Origin of the sequence: Pseudomonas sp. Irchel 3E19, assembly GCF_900187585.1 — a bacterium.
In the GTDB taxonomy this organism is placed as follows: Bacteria; Pseudomonadota; Gammaproteobacteria; order Pseudomonadales; family Pseudomonadaceae; genus Aquipseudomonas; species Aquipseudomonas baetica.
Genome location: NZ_FYDT01000018.1, coordinates 21,599 through 41,973, shown reverse-complemented (window position 1 = coordinate 41,973; position 20,375 = coordinate 21,599). Strand labels below are relative to the sequence as shown.

Annotated in this window: 18 protein-coding genes; 2 read left to right on the top strand and 16 right to left on the bottom strand. The window is 56.8% G+C overall.

Annotated features, from left to right (window positions below; genetic code table 11):
- Positions 1–76: 76 nt before the first annotated feature.
- From pgi to dksA, 10 genes are all read right to left on the bottom strand, one after another.
- Entirely contained in the window at positions 77–1,741 is a 1,665-nt protein-coding gene (pgi, locus tag CKW18_RS13715; RefSeq protein WP_095189291.1) for a glucose-6-phosphate isomerase, read from the bottom strand.
- A 344-nt stretch (positions 1,742–2,085) separates the two neighbouring features.
- On the bottom strand, positions 2,086–2,946 hold the full coding sequence (gene panC, locus CKW18_RS13710) for a pantoate--beta-alanine ligase (protein ID WP_095189290.1): 861 nt from the start codon (positions 2,944–2,946) through the stop codon (positions 2,086–2,088).
- Entirely contained in the window at positions 2,943–3,743 is an 801-nt protein-coding gene (panB, locus tag CKW18_RS13705; protein WP_095189289.1) for a 3-methyl-2-oxobutanoate hydroxymethyltransferase, read from the bottom strand. Before panB ends, panC begins: the two co-directional genes overlap by 4 nt.
- Before the next feature lie 396 nt (positions 3,744–4,139).
- On the bottom strand, positions 4,140–4,625 hold the full coding sequence (gene folK / locus CKW18_RS13700; protein WP_095189288.1) for a 2-amino-4-hydroxy-6-hydroxymethyldihydropteridine diphosphokinase: 486 nt from the start codon (positions 4,623–4,625) through the stop codon (positions 4,140–4,142).
- A 3-nt stretch (positions 4,626–4,628) separates the two neighbouring features.
- Positions 4,629–6,032: a polynucleotide adenylyltransferase PcnB gene (locus tag CKW18_RS13695; RefSeq protein WP_095189287.1), complete on the bottom strand. Its 1,404-nt coding sequence runs from the start codon at positions 6,030–6,032 to the stop codon at positions 4,629–4,631.
- 733 nt (positions 6,033–6,765) lie between these two features.
- Positions 6,766–8,202 carry a sigma-54 dependent transcriptional regulator gene (locus CKW18_RS13690; protein WP_095189286.1) on the bottom strand — a complete coding sequence of 479 codons (1,437 nt, stop codon included), beginning with the start codon at positions 8,200–8,202 and terminating at the stop codon, positions 6,766–6,768.
- Positions 8,203–8,224: 22 nt separating this feature from the next.
- Positions 8,225–11,179, bottom strand: a complete 2,955-nt coding sequence (locus tag CKW18_RS13685; RefSeq protein WP_170947250.1) for a sensor histidine kinase — start codon at positions 11,177–11,179, stop codon at positions 8,225–8,227.
- Entirely contained in the window at positions 11,163–11,339 is a 177-nt protein-coding gene (locus CKW18_RS13680; RefSeq protein ID WP_003176118.1) for a hypothetical protein, read from the bottom strand. The genes CKW18_RS13685 and CKW18_RS13680 overlap by 17 nt, the downstream gene beginning before the upstream one ends.
- Positions 11,340–11,416: 77 nt before the next feature.
- A complete protein-coding gene (gene gluQRS, locus CKW18_RS13675; protein ID WP_095189284.1) occupies positions 11,417–12,313 on the bottom strand; it encodes a tRNA glutamyl-Q(34) synthetase GluQRS in 897 nt (298 codons plus the stop codon).
- Between the two features lie 204 nt (positions 12,314–12,517).
- Complete coding sequence (gene dksA, locus CKW18_RS13670; RefSeq protein WP_042561095.1) at positions 12,518–12,961, bottom strand: RNA polymerase-binding protein DksA; 444 nt, start codon at positions 12,959–12,961, stop codon at positions 12,518–12,520.
- Between the two features lie 334 nt (positions 12,962–13,295).
- On the opposite strand from dksA, the gene CKW18_RS13665 reads away from it, so the two are divergent.
- Together CKW18_RS13665 and sfsA are read left to right on the top strand one after the other, a co-directional pair.
- Positions 13,296–14,468 (top strand): pyridoxal phosphate-dependent aminotransferase, encoded by a 1,173-nt coding sequence (locus CKW18_RS13665; RefSeq protein WP_095189283.1) that lies wholly within the window; start codon positions 13,296–13,298, stop codon positions 14,466–14,468.
- Positions 14,468–15,181: a DNA/RNA nuclease SfsA gene (sfsA, locus tag CKW18_RS13660; protein WP_095189282.1), complete on the top strand. Its 714-nt coding sequence runs from the start codon at positions 14,468–14,470 to the stop codon at positions 15,179–15,181. The genes CKW18_RS13665 and sfsA overlap by 1 nt, the downstream gene beginning before the upstream one ends.
- Here the strand turns inward: sfsA and CKW18_RS13655 are convergent.
- The 6 genes from CKW18_RS13655 to CKW18_RS13630 form a co-directional block, all read right to left on the bottom strand.
- Positions 15,178–15,495 (bottom strand): Rieske (2Fe-2S) protein, encoded by a 318-nt coding sequence (locus CKW18_RS13655; protein WP_095189281.1) that lies wholly within the window; start codon positions 15,493–15,495, stop codon positions 15,178–15,180. The two genes, sfsA and CKW18_RS13655, sit on opposite strands and share 4 nt — an antisense overlap.
- An 81-nt stretch (positions 15,496–15,576) precedes the next feature.
- Positions 15,577–16,575 carry an NAD-dependent epimerase/dehydratase family protein gene (locus CKW18_RS13650; RefSeq protein ID WP_095189280.1) on the bottom strand — a complete coding sequence of 333 codons (999 nt, stop codon included), beginning with the start codon at positions 16,573–16,575 and terminating at the stop codon, positions 15,577–15,579.
- Positions 16,572–17,684 (bottom strand): MalY/PatB family protein, encoded by a 1,113-nt coding sequence (locus tag CKW18_RS13645; RefSeq protein WP_095189279.1) that lies wholly within the window; start codon positions 17,682–17,684, stop codon positions 16,572–16,574. Before CKW18_RS13645 ends, CKW18_RS13650 begins: the two co-directional genes overlap by 4 nt.
- Positions 17,681–18,502: an NAD(P)-binding domain-containing protein gene (locus tag CKW18_RS13640; RefSeq protein ID WP_095189278.1), complete on the bottom strand. Its 822-nt coding sequence runs from the start codon at positions 18,500–18,502 to the stop codon at positions 17,681–17,683. Before CKW18_RS13640 ends, CKW18_RS13645 begins: the two co-directional genes overlap by 4 nt.
- On the bottom strand, positions 18,495–19,136 hold the full coding sequence (locus tag CKW18_RS13635) for a hypothetical protein (protein WP_095189277.1): 642 nt from the start codon (positions 19,134–19,136) through the stop codon (positions 18,495–18,497). The genes CKW18_RS13640 and CKW18_RS13635 overlap by 8 nt, the downstream gene beginning before the upstream one ends.
- A gap of 68 nt (positions 19,137–19,204) precedes the next feature.
- Entirely contained in the window at positions 19,205–20,353 is a 1,149-nt protein-coding gene (locus tag CKW18_RS13630; protein ID WP_095189276.1) for an MFS transporter, read from the bottom strand.
- Between the last annotated feature and the right edge of the window lie 22 nt (positions 20,354–20,375).

Sequence of the window (20,375 nt, the reverse complement as noted above, 5' to 3'; positions counted from 1 at the left end):
GTCAACATTTCTGCTGAAGGACACACTGCATTCGGGAGCAAGCCCCCTCCCACAGGGTTACAGCGGTGCGTTCAAATCAACCGCGGTGACGACCACGGAAGTAGTTGATCAGGCCTTGGGTGGAAGGATCGTCAGCCGTGGTTTCATCGCTGCCGACCAGGCGGTTGTAAACGCCTTTGCCCAGTTCCTTGCCCAGTTCCACGCCCCACTGGTCGAAGGCGTTGATGCCCCAGACCACGCTTTGCACGAACACTTTGTGCTCATACATGGCAACCAGCGCGCCGAGACGACGCGGGCTGATGCGCTCGACCACCAGGGTGTTGCTCGGACGGTTGCCCGGGATCACCTTGTGCGGTGCGATTTTGTGGATTTCTTCCTCGCTCACACCCTTGTCGCGCAGTTCTGCCTCGGCTTCCGGCAGGGTCTTGCCGAGCATCAGCGCCTGGCTCTGCGACAGGCAGTTGGCGTACAGCCACTGGTGGTGGTCGGACACCGGGTTGAAGCTGACGATCGGCACGATGAAGTCGGCCGGGATCAGTTGGGTGCCTTGATGCAGCAATTGGTGGTAAGCGTGCTGACCGTTGCAGCCGACGCCGCCCCAGATAACCGGACCCGTGTCGGTCGATACCGCGGTGCCGTCCTGACGCACGCTCTTGCCGTTGGATTCCATGTCCAATTGCTGCAAGTGCTTGGTGATGTTACGCAGGTAGTGGTCGTACGGCAGGATCGCGTGGCTTTGCGCGCCCCAGAAGTTGCCGTACCAGACACCGAGCAGCGCCAGCAGCACCGGCATGTTCTGTTCGAACGGCGCGGTCTGGAAATGCTGGTCCATGGTGTAGGCACCGGACAGCAGTTCCTTGAAGTTGGACATGCCGATGGCCAGGGCGATCGGCAAACCGATGGCCGACCACAGCGAATAACGACCGCCGACCCAGTCCCACATCGGGAAGATGTTTTCTTCGCGGATACCGAACGCCACGGCGGCGGCATTGTTGCTCGATACGGCGATGAAGTGACGATAAAGCTCGGCTTCCGAACCACCTTGCGCCAAGTACCAGGCACGCGCGGCTTGAGCGTTCTTCAGGGTTTCGAGGGTGTTGAACGATTTCGACGAAACGATGAACAGCGTGGTTTCGGCGCGCAGTTTCTGCGTCAGCTCGTGGAACTCGCTGCCGTCGATGTTCGCCAGATAGTGGCAACGCACGCCTTTCTGCGCGTAGGACAGCAACGCTTCGGACACCAGTTCAGGGCCGAGGAACGAGCCACCGATGCCGATGTTGACCACGTCAGTGATCGGCTTCTCGGTGTAACCGCGCCACAGACCGTCGTGGATGCGACCGACCAGATCGGTGATCTGGTTCAGTACCTTGTGGACTTCCGGCATCACGTTGACGCCGTTGACCGACAACTTGTCGCCGACCGGGCGGCGCAGGGCGGTGTGCAGCGCCGGGCGGCCTTCGGACGAGTTGACGATTTCGCCGTCGAACAGCGCTTTGATCGCGCCTTTCAGGTCGACTTCATTGGCCAGACCCACCAGCAAGTTGCGGGTCTCGGCGTTGATCAAATTCTTCGAATAGTCGAGAAACAGTCCGCAGCTGCTGAGGGTGAACTGATTGAAGCGCTGCGGATCGGCGTTGAAGGCTTCGCGCATGCTGAAATCCTGCATGGCTTGGCGGTGGTCTTTCAACGCTTGCCAGGCAGGCAGAGCGGTAACGTCATGAGGAGTGCGGTAGTACGCCATCGCTGCGGTTTTCCTTTTTACTTGAACGGCCTTTTGAACACGGAACAGGCCAGCACGCCATGGTTGGGCATGGGCCAACTGCGTCGACACGGTTTCTGGACACAGGGCGAATACAGTAAACCTCGCGCTGCGTTCTGTCTTGACTTTGTCTGACCCGATCCCTGTACTTTTTTAACATTGATACCGGGAACGAGCCGACAAACGGAGGGTAGCGAGCCTCAATTGAGCACAAACGACTGTGGGAGCGAGCTTGCTCGCGAAGGCGTCATATCAGTCGACATCTTGGTCATCTGACAGATTGCATTCGCGAGCAAGCCCGCTCCCACAGGGGTATTGCAGTGTTTTTAAGCGGGTGTATCGAGATTCAGGTGCAGGTTATCGATCAACCGCGTGGTGCCGAGGAACGCCGCCACCAGAATCACCAGGTCGCGATCTTCGGCCGTCGCCGGACGCAAGGTCAGGGCATGGCGAATTTCCAGGTAATCGGGACGCAGGCCGGCGGCTTCCAGCTGTTGCAACTGCGCACTGATCAGCGCCGGGAAATCCCGCTGACCTTGCTTGATCGACTCGGCAATCGTGCTCAGCGTGCGGTAGACCACCGGTGCCACCGCACGTTGTTCCTCGTTGAGGAACCCGTTGCGCGAGGACAGCGCCAGGCCATCGGCGGCGCGCACTGTCGGCTCGCCGATAATCTGGATCGGCATGTTCAGGTCATGCACCAGCGCGCGGATCACCGCCAGTTGCTGGTAGTCCTTCTGGCCGAAAATCGCCAGATCCGGCTGGACCATGTTGAACAATTTGCTGACCACCGTCGCCACACCTTCAAAGTGCCCCGGACGGCTGGCACCGCACAGGCCTTCGGAGAGTTGCGGCACGCTGACTCGGGTCTGCCCGGCCATGCCGTCGGGGTACATTTCTTCGACCGTCGGGGCGAACAGCAGATCACAGCCGGCTTCCAGCAGTTTTTCCTGATCCGCCGCGAGGGTGCGTGGATATTTGTCGAGGTCTTCGCCGGCGCCGAATTGCAGCGGATTGACGAAAATGCTCGCCACCACGAAGTCCACCCGTTGAGTGGCCTTGGTGACCAGCGCCACGTGGCCGCTGTGCAGATTGCCCATGGTCGGCACGAAGCCGATGCGCTTGCCTTCGCTACGGGCGCGGGCTACGGCGGCACGCAGTTCGCGTACGGTTTTTACGGTGTTCATACAGAGAATCCGTGTTCGATCCCAGGGAAAGTAACGCTTTTGACTTCGCTGACGTAAGCCTTCAGCGCGGACTGGATGCTGTCCTGACCGTGCATGAAGTTCTTCACGAACTTGGGTACGCGGCCGGTGATCGACAGGCCGAGCATGTCGTGCAAAACCAGTACCTGACCGTCAGTGGCGTTACCGGCGCCGATCCCGATCACTGGAATCTTCACGGCCTGGCTGATTTCGGCAGCCAGTTCACTCGGCACGCATTCAAGCAGCAGCATCGACGCGCCTGCCTGCTCCAGCGAGATCGCATCGGCACGCATTTGCCGCGCCTGGTTCTCGTTGCGGCCCTGCACTTTGTAGCCGCCGAGAATGTTCACCGCTTGCGGGGTCAAGCCCATGTGCGCGCAGACCGGAACACCGCGTTCGGCCAACAGACGGATCGACTCGGCCAGCCACAACTGACCTTCAACCTTGATCATGTGCGCACCGGCCTGCATCAGCATGGCGCTGTTGGTCATGGTTTGTTCGAGGGTGGCGTTGGCCATGAACGGCAGGTCAGCCAGGATCAGGGCATCGGTGTTGCCGCGTTTGACGCAAGCGGTGTGGTAGGCCATTTCCGCAGTGGTCACCGGCAATGTGCTGTCGTGACCTTGCAGGACCATGCCGAGGGAGTCGCCTACCAGCAGCACTTCGACACCGGCCTGGTTGCAGGCGTGGGCGAAGGTCGCGTCATAGCAGGTCAGCATGGTGATCTTTTCACCTTTCTGCTTGAGGCTCTGGAGCGTGGTCAGGGTGATGGCTGGCATGTAAAAAATCCTCTTTCAGGCGCTCTGGAAACTACTGCGAGTAACGCGCGTGATTCTTCATCTACTCAGGCGCACGCTCTTTTGTCGTGCTTATAAGGCCTGGATTGCGCCCGTATGTGCCGGGTTGGCGGCAGCGGGACGCCTATAGTCGTGATGAGCCAACAGGAAGTCAATTGCGTGTGTTACCGCGTTGTTACGAGGCGAGTGTTACCGGCGTTACTGATGCGATTCAGCGGCGCGGCGGGGCTGATTCGAGGGGTTTTTGTCCGACAAAATCCAGCGTATGCAATAAACCAATGTGGGAGCGAGCCTGCTCGCGAAAGTGGTGGATCGGTCAAGACAGTGCTGAATGACACACCGCTTTCGCGAGCAGGCTCGCTCCCACAGGGATTGCAATCAATCTGTCGGGAGGCGTTCCAAACCGACGAATGGGCAGGCTGCCAGCAGGTCGGGCAGGGTGCGGCCGTCGGCCAGGCGCAAATCGTGCGGGGCCAGTTCGGCGAGGGGATAGAGCACGAACGCGCGTTCCTGAATTTGGTAATGCGGGACTTTCAGGCGTGGCTCGTCGATCAAACGATCACCGAACAGCAGAATATCCAGATCCAGCGTACGCGGGCCCCAGCGTTCGAGGCGTTCGCGACCTTGGTCATTCTCGATGGCTTGCAATGCATCGAGCAGTTCCAGTGGGGCGAGCGAGCTGTCGAGCGCCGCGACCGCGTTGGTATATCGCGGTTGGCCCGGCAGCAATGAGTCGCTTTGATAGAAGGTGGAAACGCCGGCCAGGGTAGTCTGCGGCAATTGCCCCAGCGCCTCGATGGCGCTACGCAATTGTTCGGCCGGGTCAGCGAGGTTGCTGCCCATGCCGATGTAGATACGTTCCATGCCTTACTCGCCCGATGCGCTCGGAGCACCGGCGGTGCGCTTACGCTTGGAGCCGCTGCTGCGGCGACGTTTGCGCGGAGCACCGCTGGCGTCATCACCTTTGCCGCTGAGGTCACGAATCATGTCTCGACGTTCGCTGTCGTTGGCGTCCTGATAATCGGTCCACCATTCGCCCAGGCCATCGGTCTGCTCGCCAGCACTTTCACGCAGCAGCAGGAAGTCATAACCGGCGCGGAAGCGTGGATTGTCCAGCAGCAGATCAGCACGTTTGCCGCTGCGACGTGGCAGGCGTTCCTGCATGTCCCAGATTTCGCGAATCGGCATGGTGAAGCGCTTGGGAATCGCAATGCGCTGGCACTGCTCGGCGATCAGCTCGTGAGCCGCTTCCTGCATGGCCGGAATCGGCGGCATGCCACGTTCTTGCAGACGCAGCACACGGGCCGGCAGGGCAGGCCAGAGCATGGCGGCAAACAGGAACGCCGGCGTCACCGGTTTGTTCTGCTTGATGCGCAAGTCGGTGTTGGTCAGCGCTTCGCTGATCAGCGTGTGGGTGTATTCGGGGTTGTATTCCAGTGCGTCGGCACTGGCCGGGAACAACGGTTCGAACAGTTGCAGATCGACCAGCATTTCGAAGGTGATCGCGCCGTGGCCGGAGAGGAACAGCTTGAGCACCTCTTCGAACAGGCGTGCCGACGGAATCTCGCGCAGCATCGGCGCCAGTTCGCGGATCGGTTGCACGGTGTGTTTCTCGATGCCGAAATTGAGCTTGGCGGCGAAACGCACGGCCCGCAGCATGCGCACCGGGTCTTCCTGGTAACGCTGCTTCGGATCGCCGATCAGGCGGATCAGGTGATTGCGGATGTCGTGTACGCCGTTGGCGTAGTCGAGAATGCGCTCACTGACCGGGTCGTAATACAGGGCGTTGATGGTGAAGTCGCGGCGTTGCGCGTCTTCTTCCAGGGTGCCATAGACGTTGTCGCGCAGAATCCGCCCGCTTTCGTTACGCGAAGACTGATTGCTGTCCTCGTCGTCTTCGTTTAGCGGGTGATTGGCGCGGAAGGTCGCGACTTCAATGATTTCGCGACCGAAATGGATATGCACCAGTTTAAAGCGACGGCCAATGATTCGCGCATTGCGGAATTCGGCACGGACTTGCTCAGGGGTAGCGCTGGTGGCGACGTCGAAATCCTTGGGCGTGATGCCCAGCAGCATGTCGCGCACGCAACCGCCGACCAGATAGGCCTGGTAACCGGCGCCCTGCAAGCGTTCGACGATATTCACCGCATAGCGGCTGAATTGCGTTTTCTGCAGCGAATGTTGACCGCTGTTGAGCACTTCAGGGGTGCTGCGGATGTGTTGCGTACGACGCACGGGAGTTCGGAATGACTGGAACAACTTCTTCAGCATGGGATGCACTGTTTGAAGGAATGTTCGGCCATACCAAAGAATGACCGCATGATGGGCGCAGATTCTAGCATTTAGTCGGGGGATGGTGTAGGACACGGCAGATTTGAGCTGTAAGCCGCAAGCTGCAAGGGTCGAGGAGGGCAAAACAGCAGGATTTTCCGGACGGGAGAAACTACAAGGGGAGCCGAAGCTCCCCAAGAAGTAGTTGCGTGCTCTTTTTATTATTGATTCGGGCTTCTTGTTTTTGTTGAGTGCCCTCGCCATGAAGCTTTTCCTTCATGACCCTCCCAATCGGGAGCCAAGAGCAAACGGATTGCTTTGGTCGCTGAATTGCAGTGATCTCTCGATCCAACCAGTACAGGCTCTGTCTTAGGACAGTTTTTGTTGTTCTCGGCCTGGTCGTGGGGCAAGCCCCAAATACAACGCCTCTCCAAAAGAATCAGTTAGCTGCGCCTCTCGCCGTCTTGTTTTTATTGTGCGTGAGTCGATTCGTCTTATTTTTATTGTCTTGTACATTGCTTGTTATTGTTCTTGTACCAAACATATAGCAGGGTGCGTGCCAACTTTTGCGAAGCCCAATAAAACAAGGGGTTAGGTCGATATAACCGTTTTCGAGTGGCGAAAAAAAGCCGGGGTTTCGTTACCGATAACCCCGGCTTCTGTTACGTGAATGGACTGAGGTAACAGTTTTTTCACATCTTCATGCGTTACCCGCGCACTCGACAGGTAACGTTCAGCTCTCGCTGGCGACCCCGGTCTTGCGTCGAGGGATGCCCAGACGCTGACGGCGTTCCCACAGGCATTTCCGGCTCACACCCAGTTTGCGTGCCAGTTCGGTCTCGGTCATGTGGTCCTGGTGCTCGAGGACGAAGTGCTGGAAGTAGTCTTCCAGCGACAGATCTTCGGTCGGCTCGTGGCTGTTGTTGCTGGTGTTACCTGCCGTTTGTGGTGGGAGGCCGATGAACTCGTCGTCTTCCAGATCGCTCAGCTCGATATCGATGCCCAGCAGATCGGCGGAGATTTCCGGGCTCTCGCTGAGAATCACCGCGCGCTCGACGGCGTTCTCCAGTTCACGCACGTTACCCGGCCAGGAATAGTGACGGATGGCCTGTTCGGCATCGGCAGCAAATTTCAGGTCGGTACGGTTGATGCGCGCACTTTGACGAGCGAGGAAGGCAGTGGCGATTTCGTTGACGTCGGCGCCACGCTCGCGCAGGGCCGGCAGTTTCAACGCGATCACGTGCAGACGGTAATAAAGGTCTTCACGGAACTGGCCGATTTTCGCCAGGCTCTTGAGATCGCGGTGGGTCGCAGCGATCAAACGCACATCGACCTTCTGCGACTGCACCGAGCCGACCCGGCGAATCTCGCCTTCCTGCAACACGCGCAGCAAACGAGCCTGAGCTTCCAGTGGCAATTCGCCGATTTCGTCGAGGAACAATGTGCCGCCGTCCGCCGCTTCCACCAGACCGGCGCGACCGGCGCTGGCACCGGTAAACGCGCCTTTCTCGTGGCCGAACAGTTCGGATTCGATGAGGCTTTCCGGGATGGCTGCGCAGTTCACCGAAATCATCGGCGCCTTGGCGCGTTTCGACAGGTTGTGCAGCGCGCGCGCCACCAGTTCTTTACCGGTGCCGGATTCGCCCTGGATCAAGACATTGGAATCGGTTGGCGCGACTTTGCGGATCTTGCTGTACAGATCCTGCATGGGCGGGCACGAGCCGATGATGCCGATCTCGCCGTTGCTGTTGTCGACGGCGGATTTGCCGCTGCCATTGGTCGGCTTGCTGGCAACCGCTTCGCCAGCGGCTGGCGCCGACTGGCGGTCACGCAGGATCCGCGCGACAGCCTGAAGCATTTCATCGTGGTCGAAAGGCTTGGCGATGTAATCCACCGCGCCCATCTTCATCGAGTCGACCGCCGAACGCAGGCTGGCGTAACTGGTCATGATCAGCACCGGCGTGCCTTGGCCGAGCTTGATCAGCTCGGTGCCCGGAGCGCCCGGCAAGCGCAGATCGCTGACGATCAGATCGAACGTAGGAATGGTGAAGCGTTCTTGTGCTTCCTGCACTGAACCGGCTTCGCTGACCTGGTACTGGTTGCGTTCCAGCAGGCGGCGCAAGGCGGAGCGGATAATGGTTTCGTCTTCGACGATCAAAATGTGCGGCATTGATTCGATACTCTCGACGGTCTCAGTTCACAGCGGACGTCGCTTCGACATGACGCGGTAAGGTCACCCGAATACGGGTGCCACGTTGGCTTTGTACATCAGCCGGGCTGTCGATGGTGATTTGTCCATAATGCTCTTCAACGATGGAATAGACCAGTGCAAGGCCCAGACCGGTGCCTTCGCCAGGATCCTTGGTGGTGAAGAAGGGTTCGAACAATCTATCCATGATGTTCTTCGGAATACCGCTGCCTTCGTCCTCGACGATCAGATCGACCGTGTGTTCGCCGGCTTCACTCTTGACCCGCACCGCACTGTGCGCAGGCGACGCATCACGGGCGTTGGAGAGCAGATTGATCAGGACCTGAGCGAGTCGCTGCGGGTCACCTTCGACCCAGTGATCCGGGTCGCACAGGTTGTAGAACTGCACTTCGAAATTGCGTCGGTTCAAGGCCAGCAGGCCGATGGCGTCCTGAGCCACTTCCGCCAGACAAACGGGCTCGTCGCTGTGCTGATGGCTGCCGGCATGGGCAAAACTCATCAGCGACTGAACAATGCGCGACACGCGTTTGGTCTGTTCGAGAATCTGTCCGCTGATCTCGGTCAGTTCGCCGTCGTCTTCGCGCTCTTCGCGCAGGTTCTGCGCCAGACAGGCGATGCCGGTGATCGGATTGCCGATTTCGTGAGCCACACCCGCTGCGAGGCGGCCGATGCTGGCCAGGCGCTCGGAGTGCACCAGTTTGTCTTCGAGCATCTGGGTTTCGGTGAGATCTTCAACCAGTAACACCAGACCACTGTTACCCGGTGCAAGCGGTTCGTCGATCGCCGCTTTGTGCAGGTTCAGCCAACGGGTCTGGCCATCGAGGGCCAAATGCTGTTTGTGCAAATGTTCGTCGGGCAGATTGATAAAGCCCTGGAGCAATTCTTTCCACGGATCGCCGATCGTGCTCAGGCGCGAACCGACCACGCGCTGGGCGGCGATGCCGGTCAGCTCTTCCATGGCCTTGTTCCACATGAGGATCTCTTGATCCTTGGCCAGCGAGCAGACGCCCATCGGCAGTTCCTGCAACGTCTGACGGTGGTAGCGGCGCAGGGCGTCGAGTTCGGCGGCAAGACCTGTGAGGCGTGAGTGGTAATCCTCAAGGCGGCTTTCGATGAAGTGAATGTCTTCGGTGACATAGTTTTCGCCGCCAGCCTTGTACGGCAGGAAGGTTTCGACCATGTCCTGCGCGACGCTCGGGCCCATCAGGCCGGAGAGGTTGGCTTCGATGCGGTCGCGCAGGCGGCGCAAGGCATACGGGCGGCGCTCGTCAAACGGCAGATAAAGGTCGCGCAGCGCCTGTTCGACTTCTTTCTGCGCAGCCTTGGCACCCAGCGGTTTGGCCAGTTGCGTGGCGAATTCCTGAGGCGAGGCGGCGTGCAGTTCCCTTCGTTGCGGGCGGCGCACGTTATCCACCGCGCAGGCTTCGGCGGCGCTCGCCTCTTCGGGGCTGGCGTTGGTGAACAGCGAGATCAGAGTGAACATCAGGACGTTGGCGGCGAGCGAGGCGATGGCCGCCATGTGCCAGCTGGTGTCGTCGAGAACATAAATCATGTTCAGCAGCGGGATGTAGAAGCCCTGCAGATTGCCGACCAGCGGCAACAGCATGGTCACTACCCACACCAGAATCCCCGCCAGCAGACCGGCGATGAAACCGCGACGGTTGGCGGTCGGCCAGTACAGTACCGACAGCACGCCCGGCAGGAATTGCAGAGTCGCTACAAAGGCCACGATGCCGAGGTTGGCCAGATCCTGCCCGGCGCCGAGCAGCAGATAGAAGCAGAAGCCGGCCATGATGATCGCGACAATCAGCGCCCGACGCGTCCACTTCAGCCAACGGTAGATATTGCCTTCGGCCGGCGGCTGATAAAGCGGCAGCACCAGATGGTTCAGGGCCATGCCCGACAACGCCAGGGTGGTGACGATGATCAACCCGCTGGCCGCTGACAGGCCGCCAACGTAGGCGAGCAATGCCAAAGGCTTGCTGTTGGCGGCAATGCCGATGCCGAGGGTGAAATATTCCGGGTCAGTGGTGGCGCCGAGCTTGAGGCCGGCCCACAGGATCAGCGGCACCGCCAGACTCATCAACAGCAGGAACAGCGGCAGACCCCAACTGGCACTGACCAATGAACGCGGGTTGAGGTTTTCGGTAAAGGTCATGTGATACATGTGCGGCATCACGATCGCCGAAGCGAAAAACACCAGCAGCAGCGTGCGCCACGGGCCTTCCTGCAATGGCGTGTGCAATGCGGCAAGGGCGGTCTGGTTTTGCAACAACCACAACTCAAGCTGTTGCGGGCCGTCGAACACGCCATAGAGCGCGTACAGGCCCACGCCGCCGAGGGCGATCAGTTTGATCACCGACTCAAAGGCAATCGCAAACACCAGCCCTTCGTGCTTCTCGCGGGTGGCGATGTGGCGCGAGCCAAAGAAAATCGTGAAGAGAATGATCAGCGCACAGAACGCCAGTGCCACGCGACTCTGAATCGGCTCACCGGTCAGAATCCCGATGGAGTCGGCCACTGCCTGAATCTGCAACGCCAGCAACGGCAATACGCCGATCAGCATGAAGATCGTGGTCAGCGCCCCGGCCCAGGTACTGCGAAAGCGGAAGGCGAACAGATCCGCCAGCGACGACAGTTGATAGGTGCGGGTGATTTTCAGGATCGGATAGAGCAATACCGGCGCCAGCAGAAACGCGCCGGATACGCCGAGATAACTGGACAGAAAGCCGTAGCCGTACTGATAGGCCAGGCCGACCGTGCCATAGAACGCCCAGGCACTGGCATAGACCCCCAGCGACAGGGTGTAGGTCAGCGGATGGCGAATGATCGCCCGCGGGATCATGCCCCGTTCGCTGATCCAGGCTACGCCGAACAGCACCGCCAGGTAGGCGGCGCTGACCAGGATCATCTGGGTCAGGCTAAAGCTCATCGGCATCTTTTTGGCTCTGCAGGATGAAGGTCACGACAATCAGGATCAGCCAGAGCAGATAGGGGCGATACCAGGCGCCCGTAGCGTCGATCCACCAATCCATGATGGCGGGAGAAAACAGATAGATCCCCACGACCAAAAGCAGGACCAAGCGATAGATGTACATCCCGGCCTCTCTTTTTTATGCGCGTGCCCGAAAACGTGCGGCGATGGTAACGGATGGCGGCGTGACTGCAAGTGTCGTCACAGCAGTTGTGCTTCGGGCAGGGTCAGTGTGCGCGGGATTTTCGCGGCATCCCAGTGGGCGTTGCCCCAGTTGAGCAGCTCTTTGGGTGAGGCGTGTTCGAGTTCGGCGCCGGGGGCTTGCCCCAGTGCGCGCAGAGCCCGCAGCAGCAACGGCGTGGCTTGATCAGCTTCAAGTGGTGGCGAGCGGTAAGACTTGCCGAGCTTGTTGCCATCCGGCTGGGTGATCAAGGGCAGGTGCAGGTAGCGCGGCTGGCGCAGGCCCAGCAGTTCTTGCAGATAGAGCTGGCGCGGCGTCGAGTCGAGCAGGTCGGCGCCGCGCACGATGTCGGTGATGCCTTGCCAGGCATCGTCGAGGACCACGGCCAATTGATAAGCGTAGAGTCCATCGCGACGGCGAATGACGAAATCGCCGACGTCGCGGCCCAGATGCTGACGGTATTTGCCCTGCACCCGGTCGATGAAGTGGTATTCCAGTTCCGGCACGCGCAGGCGGATCGCCGCATCTTGCTGGTCGTGGCCGGCGTTGCGGCACAGGCCCGGATAAATCCCGTGATAGGGCTCCAGTTGTTTGCGCGAGCAAGTGCAAGCGTAGGCCAGGCCATGATTGAACAGGCTGTTGAGCACTTCGGCATAAGCCTCATGCCGATCGCTCTGGCGCACCATCGCGCCGTCCCATTCGAAACCGTAGCTTTCCAGCGCCTTGAGGATCGCCCCCTGCGCGCCGGGCTCTTCCCGGGGCGGATCGAGATCTTCCATGCGCACCAGCCAGCGGCCATCCACCGAGCGCGCATCGAGATAAGAGGCGAGGGCGGCGACCAGTGAGCCGAAGTGCAGATGGCCACTGGGGGTTGGGGCGAAGCGGCCGATGTAGGCGGGGGATGTCTTGGCAGTCATGGGAGCCATATAACTTTTCAGGTTTCGCGCACATTACCTTTGTGGGAGGGGGCTTGCTCCCGAATGCGGTTGATGAGTCAACATCTCTGTTTATGACACACCGCATTCGGGAGCAAGCCCCCTCCCACAACGGCAGAGAAGGCAGGCAAAAGGCAGAAACAAAAACGGAGCGTTCGCACGCTCCGTTTTTGGTTCAGGCCGAGATTACTTGCCGACCTGCTTTTCCTTGATTTCAGCGAGGTTCTTGCAGTCGACGCACATGTCGGCTGTAGGGCGTGCTTCGAGGCGCTTGACGCCGATCTCGATGCCGCAGGATTCGCACCAGCCGTAATCTTCGTTCTGGATCAGATCAAGCGTCTTGTCGATCTTCTTGATCAGCTTGCGCTCGCGATCGCGGGCGCGCAGCTCCAGGGCGAATTCTTCTTCCTGGCTGGCACGGTCGGCCGGGTCAGGGAAGTTGGCCGCTTCGTCTTTCATGTGGTCGACAGTACGGTCGACTTCCTGCATCAAGTCCTGCTTCCACTTGTTCAGGATCTTGGTGAAGTGGGCGCGCATCGGAGCGCCCATGTACTCTTCGTCTTTGGCCTGAACATAAGGTTCGAAACCGCTGACGGTCGGATTAGCCTGTTGCTTTGCTTGGGTGGGCATGAAATGGACCGCCTCTACTCTTGTAATCCATTGCGCAGGATTGCTCCATCACCGACACCTGCCGGCCCTGCGGCTGCAAGCGGGCGAACTTACCAGATCAATTCGGCCTGCGCTACTCCCGGATGTCGAGGCCCCGGCGGGTGGCGCTTGCAAATGTTTGGCAAGCCGTGTCTGGCGGTGTGGGAGACCTGTTCAATCACTGATTTTAGTCAATCCTGGAGGGTACGCGCGTGTCATTACATTCCAGAGTTCTTGAGGCTGTGACCGCTACGGGTTCTCGCTCGTTCCGGCAGATGGGTAGAATCGTTTCTTTTCCCCCGTCGAAGGAAGGCCAATGGCTCAGCCCTACAGTGCGCGCAGTCGTGCGATCGAACCGTTCCATGTGATGGCGCTGCTGGCGCGGGCCAACGAGTTGCAGGCCGCCGGGCACGACGTGATCCATCTGGAGATCGGCGAGCCGGACTTCACCACGGCCGAGCCGATCATCCGTGCCGGGCAAGCGGCGCTGACCGCGGGCAAGACCCGTTACACCGCGGCGCGCGGCATTCCTGAATTGCGTGAGGCGATTTCCGGTTTTTACCAATCTCGCTATGGACTGAACATCGACCCGCGGCGGATTCTGATCACCCCGGGTGGCTCCGGCGCCTTGTTGCTGGCCAGCGCATTGCTGGTCGATCCCGGCAAGCACTGGTTGCTGGCCGATCCCGGTTATCCGTGTAACCGACACTTTCTGCGCCTGGTCGAAGGCGCGGCGCAACTTGTTCCTGTCGGGCCGGACGTGCGTTATCAGCTGACGCCGGATCTGGTCGAGCGGCACTGGGATCACGATAGCGTCGGCGCACTGGTGGCCTCGCCGGCCAACCCGACCGGGACGATCCTGACCCGCGACGAACTGGCCGGGTTATCCACAGCCATCAAGGCGCGACATGGGCATCTGGTCGTGGACGAGATTTATCACGGCCTGACCTATGGCACCGACGCGGCGAGTGTTCTGGAAGTCGACGACAGCGCCTTCGTCCTCAACAGTTTCTCCAAATACTTCGGCATGACCGGTTGGCGTCTGGGCTGGCTGGTAGCGCCGGACGCTGCGGTGAGTGAGCTGGAGAAGCTGGCACAGAACCTCTACATCAGCGCGCCAAGCATGGCCCAGTATGCGGCGCTGGCCTGTTTTGAGCCGGACACCATTGCAATTCTCGAAGAACGCCGCGCCGAATTCGGACGTCGTCGGGACTTCCTTCTGCCGGCCCTGCGCGAGTTGGGATTCAACATCGCTGTGGAGCCTGAAGGCGCATTCTACTTGTATGCCGATATCAGCAAGTTCGGCGGCGATGCCTTCGCGTTCTGTCGTCATTTCCTTGAAACCGAGCACGTTGCATTTACCCCGGGGCTGGATTTTGGTCGTTATCAGGCCAGTCACCATGTGCGTTTTGCCTACACGCAAAACCTTTCGCGCTTACAGGAAGCGGTGGAGCGGATTGCGCGTGGCTTGAAGAGCTGGCAAGGCTGATGCGTTTTTATCCACCTCTGGAAGAGGCGCGACTGATCCGTCGTTACAAGCGTTTTCTCGCCGATATCGAGACTGTTACCGGCGAGTTGCTGACCATTCACTGCCCGAACACCGGCTCGATGCTCAATTGTCAGGTCGAGGGCGGCCAAGTCTGGTTCAGCCGCTCCAACGACCCGAAGCGTAAATTGCCCGGCACCTGGGAAATCGGCGAAACCCCGCAAGGGCGGTTGTTTTGTGTGAACACCGGGCGCGCCAACGGGCTGGTGGAAGAGGCCTTGCAGGCAGGCGTCATCAGTGAGTTGAACGGCTTTACTGCGTTGAAGCGTGAAGTGGCTTACGGGCAGGAAAAAAGCCGCATCGACTTTCGCCTCGAATACCCGAGCGGCCCGGCTTATGTCGAAGTGAAAAGCGTCACTCTGGGCTTCGATGGCACCAATGTGGCGGCATTTCCCGATGCAGTTACCCAGCGCGGCGCCAAGCATTTGCGTGAGTTGGCGCATCTGGCGCGGGACGGGATTCGTGCGGTGCAGTTGTATTGCGTGAACCTCACCGGGATTGAAGCGGTGCGTCCTGCGGTGGAAATCGATTCGGCCTATGCAGAGGCGCTGCGCGAGGCGGTGGCCTGTGGCGTTGAAGTCCTGGCTTATGGCGTTCGGCTCAACCATGAAGAGATGGTGATCGACCGCCGACTGGACGTGTTGCTCAACGGCTAAACATCGATCCACAGGCCCTGTGCGTCTTCGCGGCAAGCAACAGCCGTCAACGCTTGCCCGGCGCAGGGCCCGGAAACGCATTCACCGTCCTCGATCAGAAACAGTGCGCCGTGGGTGGCACACTGGATCAGGCTGTTACTCGGGTCGAGAAACTGGTCGGGGTGCCATTCCAGGCCCACGCCGCGGTGCGGGCAACGGTTCAGATAAACATACGCCTGACCGTTGCGGCGCACGGCAAACAGCCTTTTGCCGTCGATATCAAAACCGCGACTGCCGGCCTCGGCCAGTTCGGCGCTGCTACATAAAAACTTCATGCTGATCACCTGATACGAAAAACCCCGGGGCGCGGTGTGCTCCAGCTTGAACCAGAGATCCCGAAACTTGACTCGCACTGTTTAAGACAAGGACAGACTCGACGCCCAGCGTAAGGAATTAAGAATGGACGTTTCCAAAGGGGTGGCAGCAGCCCAACCCAGTAGTTCCCTCGCAAGGCTGCTGGACGCATAGCCTCCAATGATGTCGCCTGATCGTCGACTGGCAATCTCGACAATCAGATTCGATGCGGTGGTGTCTTTGAACGCGTCGACAAACTCTTTTACCGTAACACCTTGCTCCGATCCCAAGTTGATGACGGGCAAACCGAACTTATTAACTGGTACGGATAAACGTTTTTCATCAACTGCTTCTGCGGCCAAAACGTGAGCGTTGGCGAGGTCGTGTACGTCAATGAAATCCCTAATGGTTGAGCCGTCCCGGGTATCCCAATCGACGCCATTGATTTTAAACGGCTTACCAAGCGCCTCGCACTCAATCAATGAGTTCAAGAGGCTGCTTTTGTTGCTTCCACGAAATCCAGTTCTGAGTTGATGATCGCTGCCAATTGGATTGAAATACCTGAAGATGACGAACTGTAAATCACTGACTTTCGCAAGGTCCTTCAATGCAAGCTCCAGAAAATATTTGGATCGTGCGTAGGGGCTTGTAGGGTTGGGTGGCAGGTTTTCATCGAAGCGCAGAGCCGTCTCGGAGTTGTAGAGAGAGGCCGTACCGCTGAAAATTAGTTTGTTTACCCCGAGTTCCAACAGATGGTTAATCATAATCATGGATTTCGAGAAGTTATTATTATAGTAAAGCTCGGGATTCAGAGTCGATTCCGCAACGTCTATTTTGGCAGCGCAATGAATGACCAGAGATACATCAGGATGGTCATTAATGAGGGTGGTAAGAAGGCTTTTGTCGGCAATGTCACCTTGATAATAATCGAATGGCATGTTCGTGCCATTGGCGTCCGAGGGTTGCTCATCCAGAATGACAGGGTGATGTCCAGCATCAGCCAGCGCAAAGGCAATCGTGTTGCCAATATAGCCTGCACCGCCAGTAATAAGTGCTTTCATGTTTTATTTCCAAATAAATCGAGAAAAGTGTCAGTTGCGTAACTTAGTTGGCTTTCCGGGTGGGCAAAGTTAAATCTGATCCAGCCGGGCGCACCAAATTCTTTTCCGTCTGATACTGCGATTCCCTTGTGCAGTAGCTTATCGTAGACGTTATTGCCTGCTGCGCTGGTATCGATCCAGGCAAGATAGGTCGCCTCTGCAGGGACGTATTTGAGAGAGGTCTGGAGTAAGCAGTCATACATCATTCGCTGGTTTTTACGAAGTTGCGTTAAAAGCGACTCCAGCCACGCCGAGCAGTGATGGTAAGCCTGTTCGAGCGCAACTAGACCCAATGCATTTATTCCTGTGCAGTAGAGCGCTTGGCTGGAAATGAACTGGTCACGAATTTTACGAGAGGGAATGACCGCATAGGCTACCGAAATGCCTGCCAGATTGAAAGTTTTGCTCGGAGACAAGAGGGTGATTGATCTATCCTGCAAGCCCCTCACTGAGCCAGCAGGGACATGCTTTTGACCACTCAGAATAAGATCGGCATGAGCTTCGTCTGAAACGATTGTCGTGCGCAAGTCTTTAATGCAATCCGCCAAGGTTTCCAGGTCTGCACGCGAGGAAACAGTGCCGGCTGGATTTGCAGGGTTGCATAAAACTACAGCGCAAGGATTTTCCAATGAGATCTTTTGAAGGTCGCTCACGGTAAAAGGTTTTTGAGATAGTTGTGTATCGATCTCTATTGCTTCTACATCGAAACTTTTGCCGATGTCGAGCAGTTTGTGATAGTTGGGGCGCTGAGTGAAAATCGAGCCATAGTCGTACAAACATTTTACTGCATTTCGAACCCCGGAAATAGTATTGGGGACGATCACAATCCAGTCGCGATCGACGTCCCAAGCGTAACGGGTTTTACACCAACTCTGAATGGACCCATAAAGGCTTTCAGGAGCGTGAGGGTATGAAAAGTGCCCTTCCATAACCCTTTTGCTTATCGCCGATAATATCGGTTCTGGAGTGGCAAATGCCATGTCGGCCACCCAGTGCGGTTGGGTATCTGGATATCGGGCAAGTGCCAAGGTATTACTTGCTAAACGATTGGCTGCGCGTAAACTGGTCATTTGAAAAGAGCATGCATGGAAGTGAAATCGAATTCATCGTAAGGTCGGGCGTTTTCGCTTTCCAATAAGGAAAGCAAGTGCTGAGACATGTCGAGTCTGTTTTCGCTGAATTCTGCCAAAGCGTAGCGTATGTCTTTTATTGCGTATTTGAGCTTACAGTGGATGTCTTCGTAGTTTTCGGACAATGACTGGCTTAACTTTTGTCTGGCGATTGCGCCCATCCAGAAATCATTGTTTGAAGTGATGATCTCAAACGCGAGGTCTCTTTGTTGTAAAGAATTCATGAGCGGAAGCATCTGACCCATCAGGCCTAGACAGGAAAGGCCCCATAGATTGTAAAATAGCTTGAATTGAGTGGCAGCCGACAATTTATCGAATGTATATATCTTTGACGAAGTGGCCTGCAAGAAGGCATTACACTCCGGTGGCGCATAATCGGATGATGCAAAATAAATTAAGCTGCCGGTGATTGCTCCAGACCTGCTGCCTGTAAACGGCGCCTCAAAAAAAGCCAGGTTCGCTCGACAAAATGAATCGTTGATGTCCACAATTATTTTGCATGTCAGAGTAGATAGCTCGATGAACTGAGTATTGCGTGCGTTACTGGCCAACGCTAAATCCAATAGGCCGCGCCAGACTTTATCTGCAATTACCGCGTCAGGCAGGCAAGAGACGACGAAATCATACTGAGAGAGATCAAGCGTTACCAAGGCTCCCGCTGATCTCTGGTGGAAGGCTACGTTCCATTGTTTGGTTGCGAGGAACTTGGCCAAGGAGGAGGTGATGGTTCCCTTTCCTATGAACAGTACGCTATACATATTGGGCGCCGTGTACCGTAAAGGAGTCGGAGGCAAAGCCCAGTTTGTAGGATCTCAACGGGGTAATTCCGCAGCATTTCAAAAATGGTAAATCTATCGTGATTGGATTGCATTTCAATATCGGTGACGCGCTGTAATCCGTAATGTCGAGCGTTGAAAATCCTTTGGCTTGAAAGTCACGGGTGCGAAAGTTTCTATAAGTCAAATGAGGATGTAGAGTAATCTCTTCATTCGTCGACTGCAGGACGTCGTGGCTGATTGAGTTGTCACCACCTTCCCAGTGGAATGTTTTAGAGGTGTCTGTTATTTCAACCGCACCAATGTGCTTCGTATAACCAAGCAATGCGCCTCGTATAATCGAGTGTGGAGCGTCGACTATGGCCAGCAGTGGGAAATAGTACTCTACAGCATTGTAAGTGGTTGCGACTTTCAGGATGACTTCGTGGCTTGTGATGAAATCGTTGTCACTAAAGCACGTTGATCGCATCTTCGAAATCGTCAGAAGCATTTTCTGGTCCGCTATCATATTTAAGTCTAATAACTTAAGCAAGTCGGCAGTACGGGACGATGGGGTGACTTTTGCGTCGAACTGAATGTGCAGGTTTTCGCATTGAAAGGTCCATGGCGCGATCATAATTATTCCTTCAAGTCTAAATGTTGGCTTACATGCCTCGTGCTGTTTTCAGTCGCGCATGGCAGTGTTCATTCTGTCACCCAGTGCTTGGCATTTGAGGGTGTCAAGTGAGCAAGAAACAGCAGGAAAAGTAGTGCTGTCGCACTACAGGCCAAAATTGCCAAGTCCACACCACCTGCTTTTTGTAGGATTGGGCTAAGAATGTATCCGGTTGTTATACCGGTAAATGCATACATGCCTCTGACACCATTTAACTTGGCCGTCATTCCTTTGGGGATTTTGCTTTGAAATTGGTTGTGAGATCTTAGGAACATGACCTGGAAGGAAAAGCCGATTAGAAATGACAAGGCACTTATCAGTAGACTCGATGATGTAAATATAAACGCAAGCTCAGACGCTGTAATGATCGCGATCAGCACTACATAGAGTTTGAAGTGTTCACCAAAGAAGCGTTCAAACAAGAGGTTGGCGACAATCAGTCCAATCACTTGTGAGAATATTACTGACGTATACAGCTCGGTAGGCCTGGCGGATACACTCTGGCAATAAGCAAGCAAAACGCTTAGGAATAATCCTGACAGAAGCATGCCGATGAATATGAATTGGTTGGCCGGATTCAGCTCTTTTGGTGCGGGTTGTTTTAAGGCGACGACGCCGGAAGTTTTTGCAGGGACGTTGAGGGATGAGGTGAGAAAGCTGAGCAAAAGGCAGGTCCACAATATTGCCACGGTGAAATCTAGATAGTCCTCTGCAACCATGAGCGCCAAGCACAAGGGGGCTGCCGCCATGGCGACGGTAATGGACAGTTGCATGCGCGTGTGCACGCGTGATAGTTCCGATTTATCCACTTCACTGTTGATGACCGCTAATCGGCGGAAATTGATCATGCGAAGCACGGAGCCAATACAGAACATCAAGATGCAACCCCAGCCGAGCGCTTTGGTCAGGCCGAACATAAAGTAGGAAAGTGTCCCGAAGAGTCCGAGAGCCCCAATCAATCCTAGGTAGCGTTTTCGGTCATAAGCGTCGATGTAAGGAGCAATAATTAATCCAGTAAATACCGTGGAAGCAGCCAGTGCACTGAGGAAAAGGGACATTTCAAAACTGCTGAGGCCCAAATGATCCACAATCAACGGGATCGATGCCTGGGTGAATCGTTCTGTGAGGGAAATGCTGAAGCATAGCAATAAAATCATTGAGCTTTTGAGTATGTTCATCACTGAATTCCTTGTGTTTTCT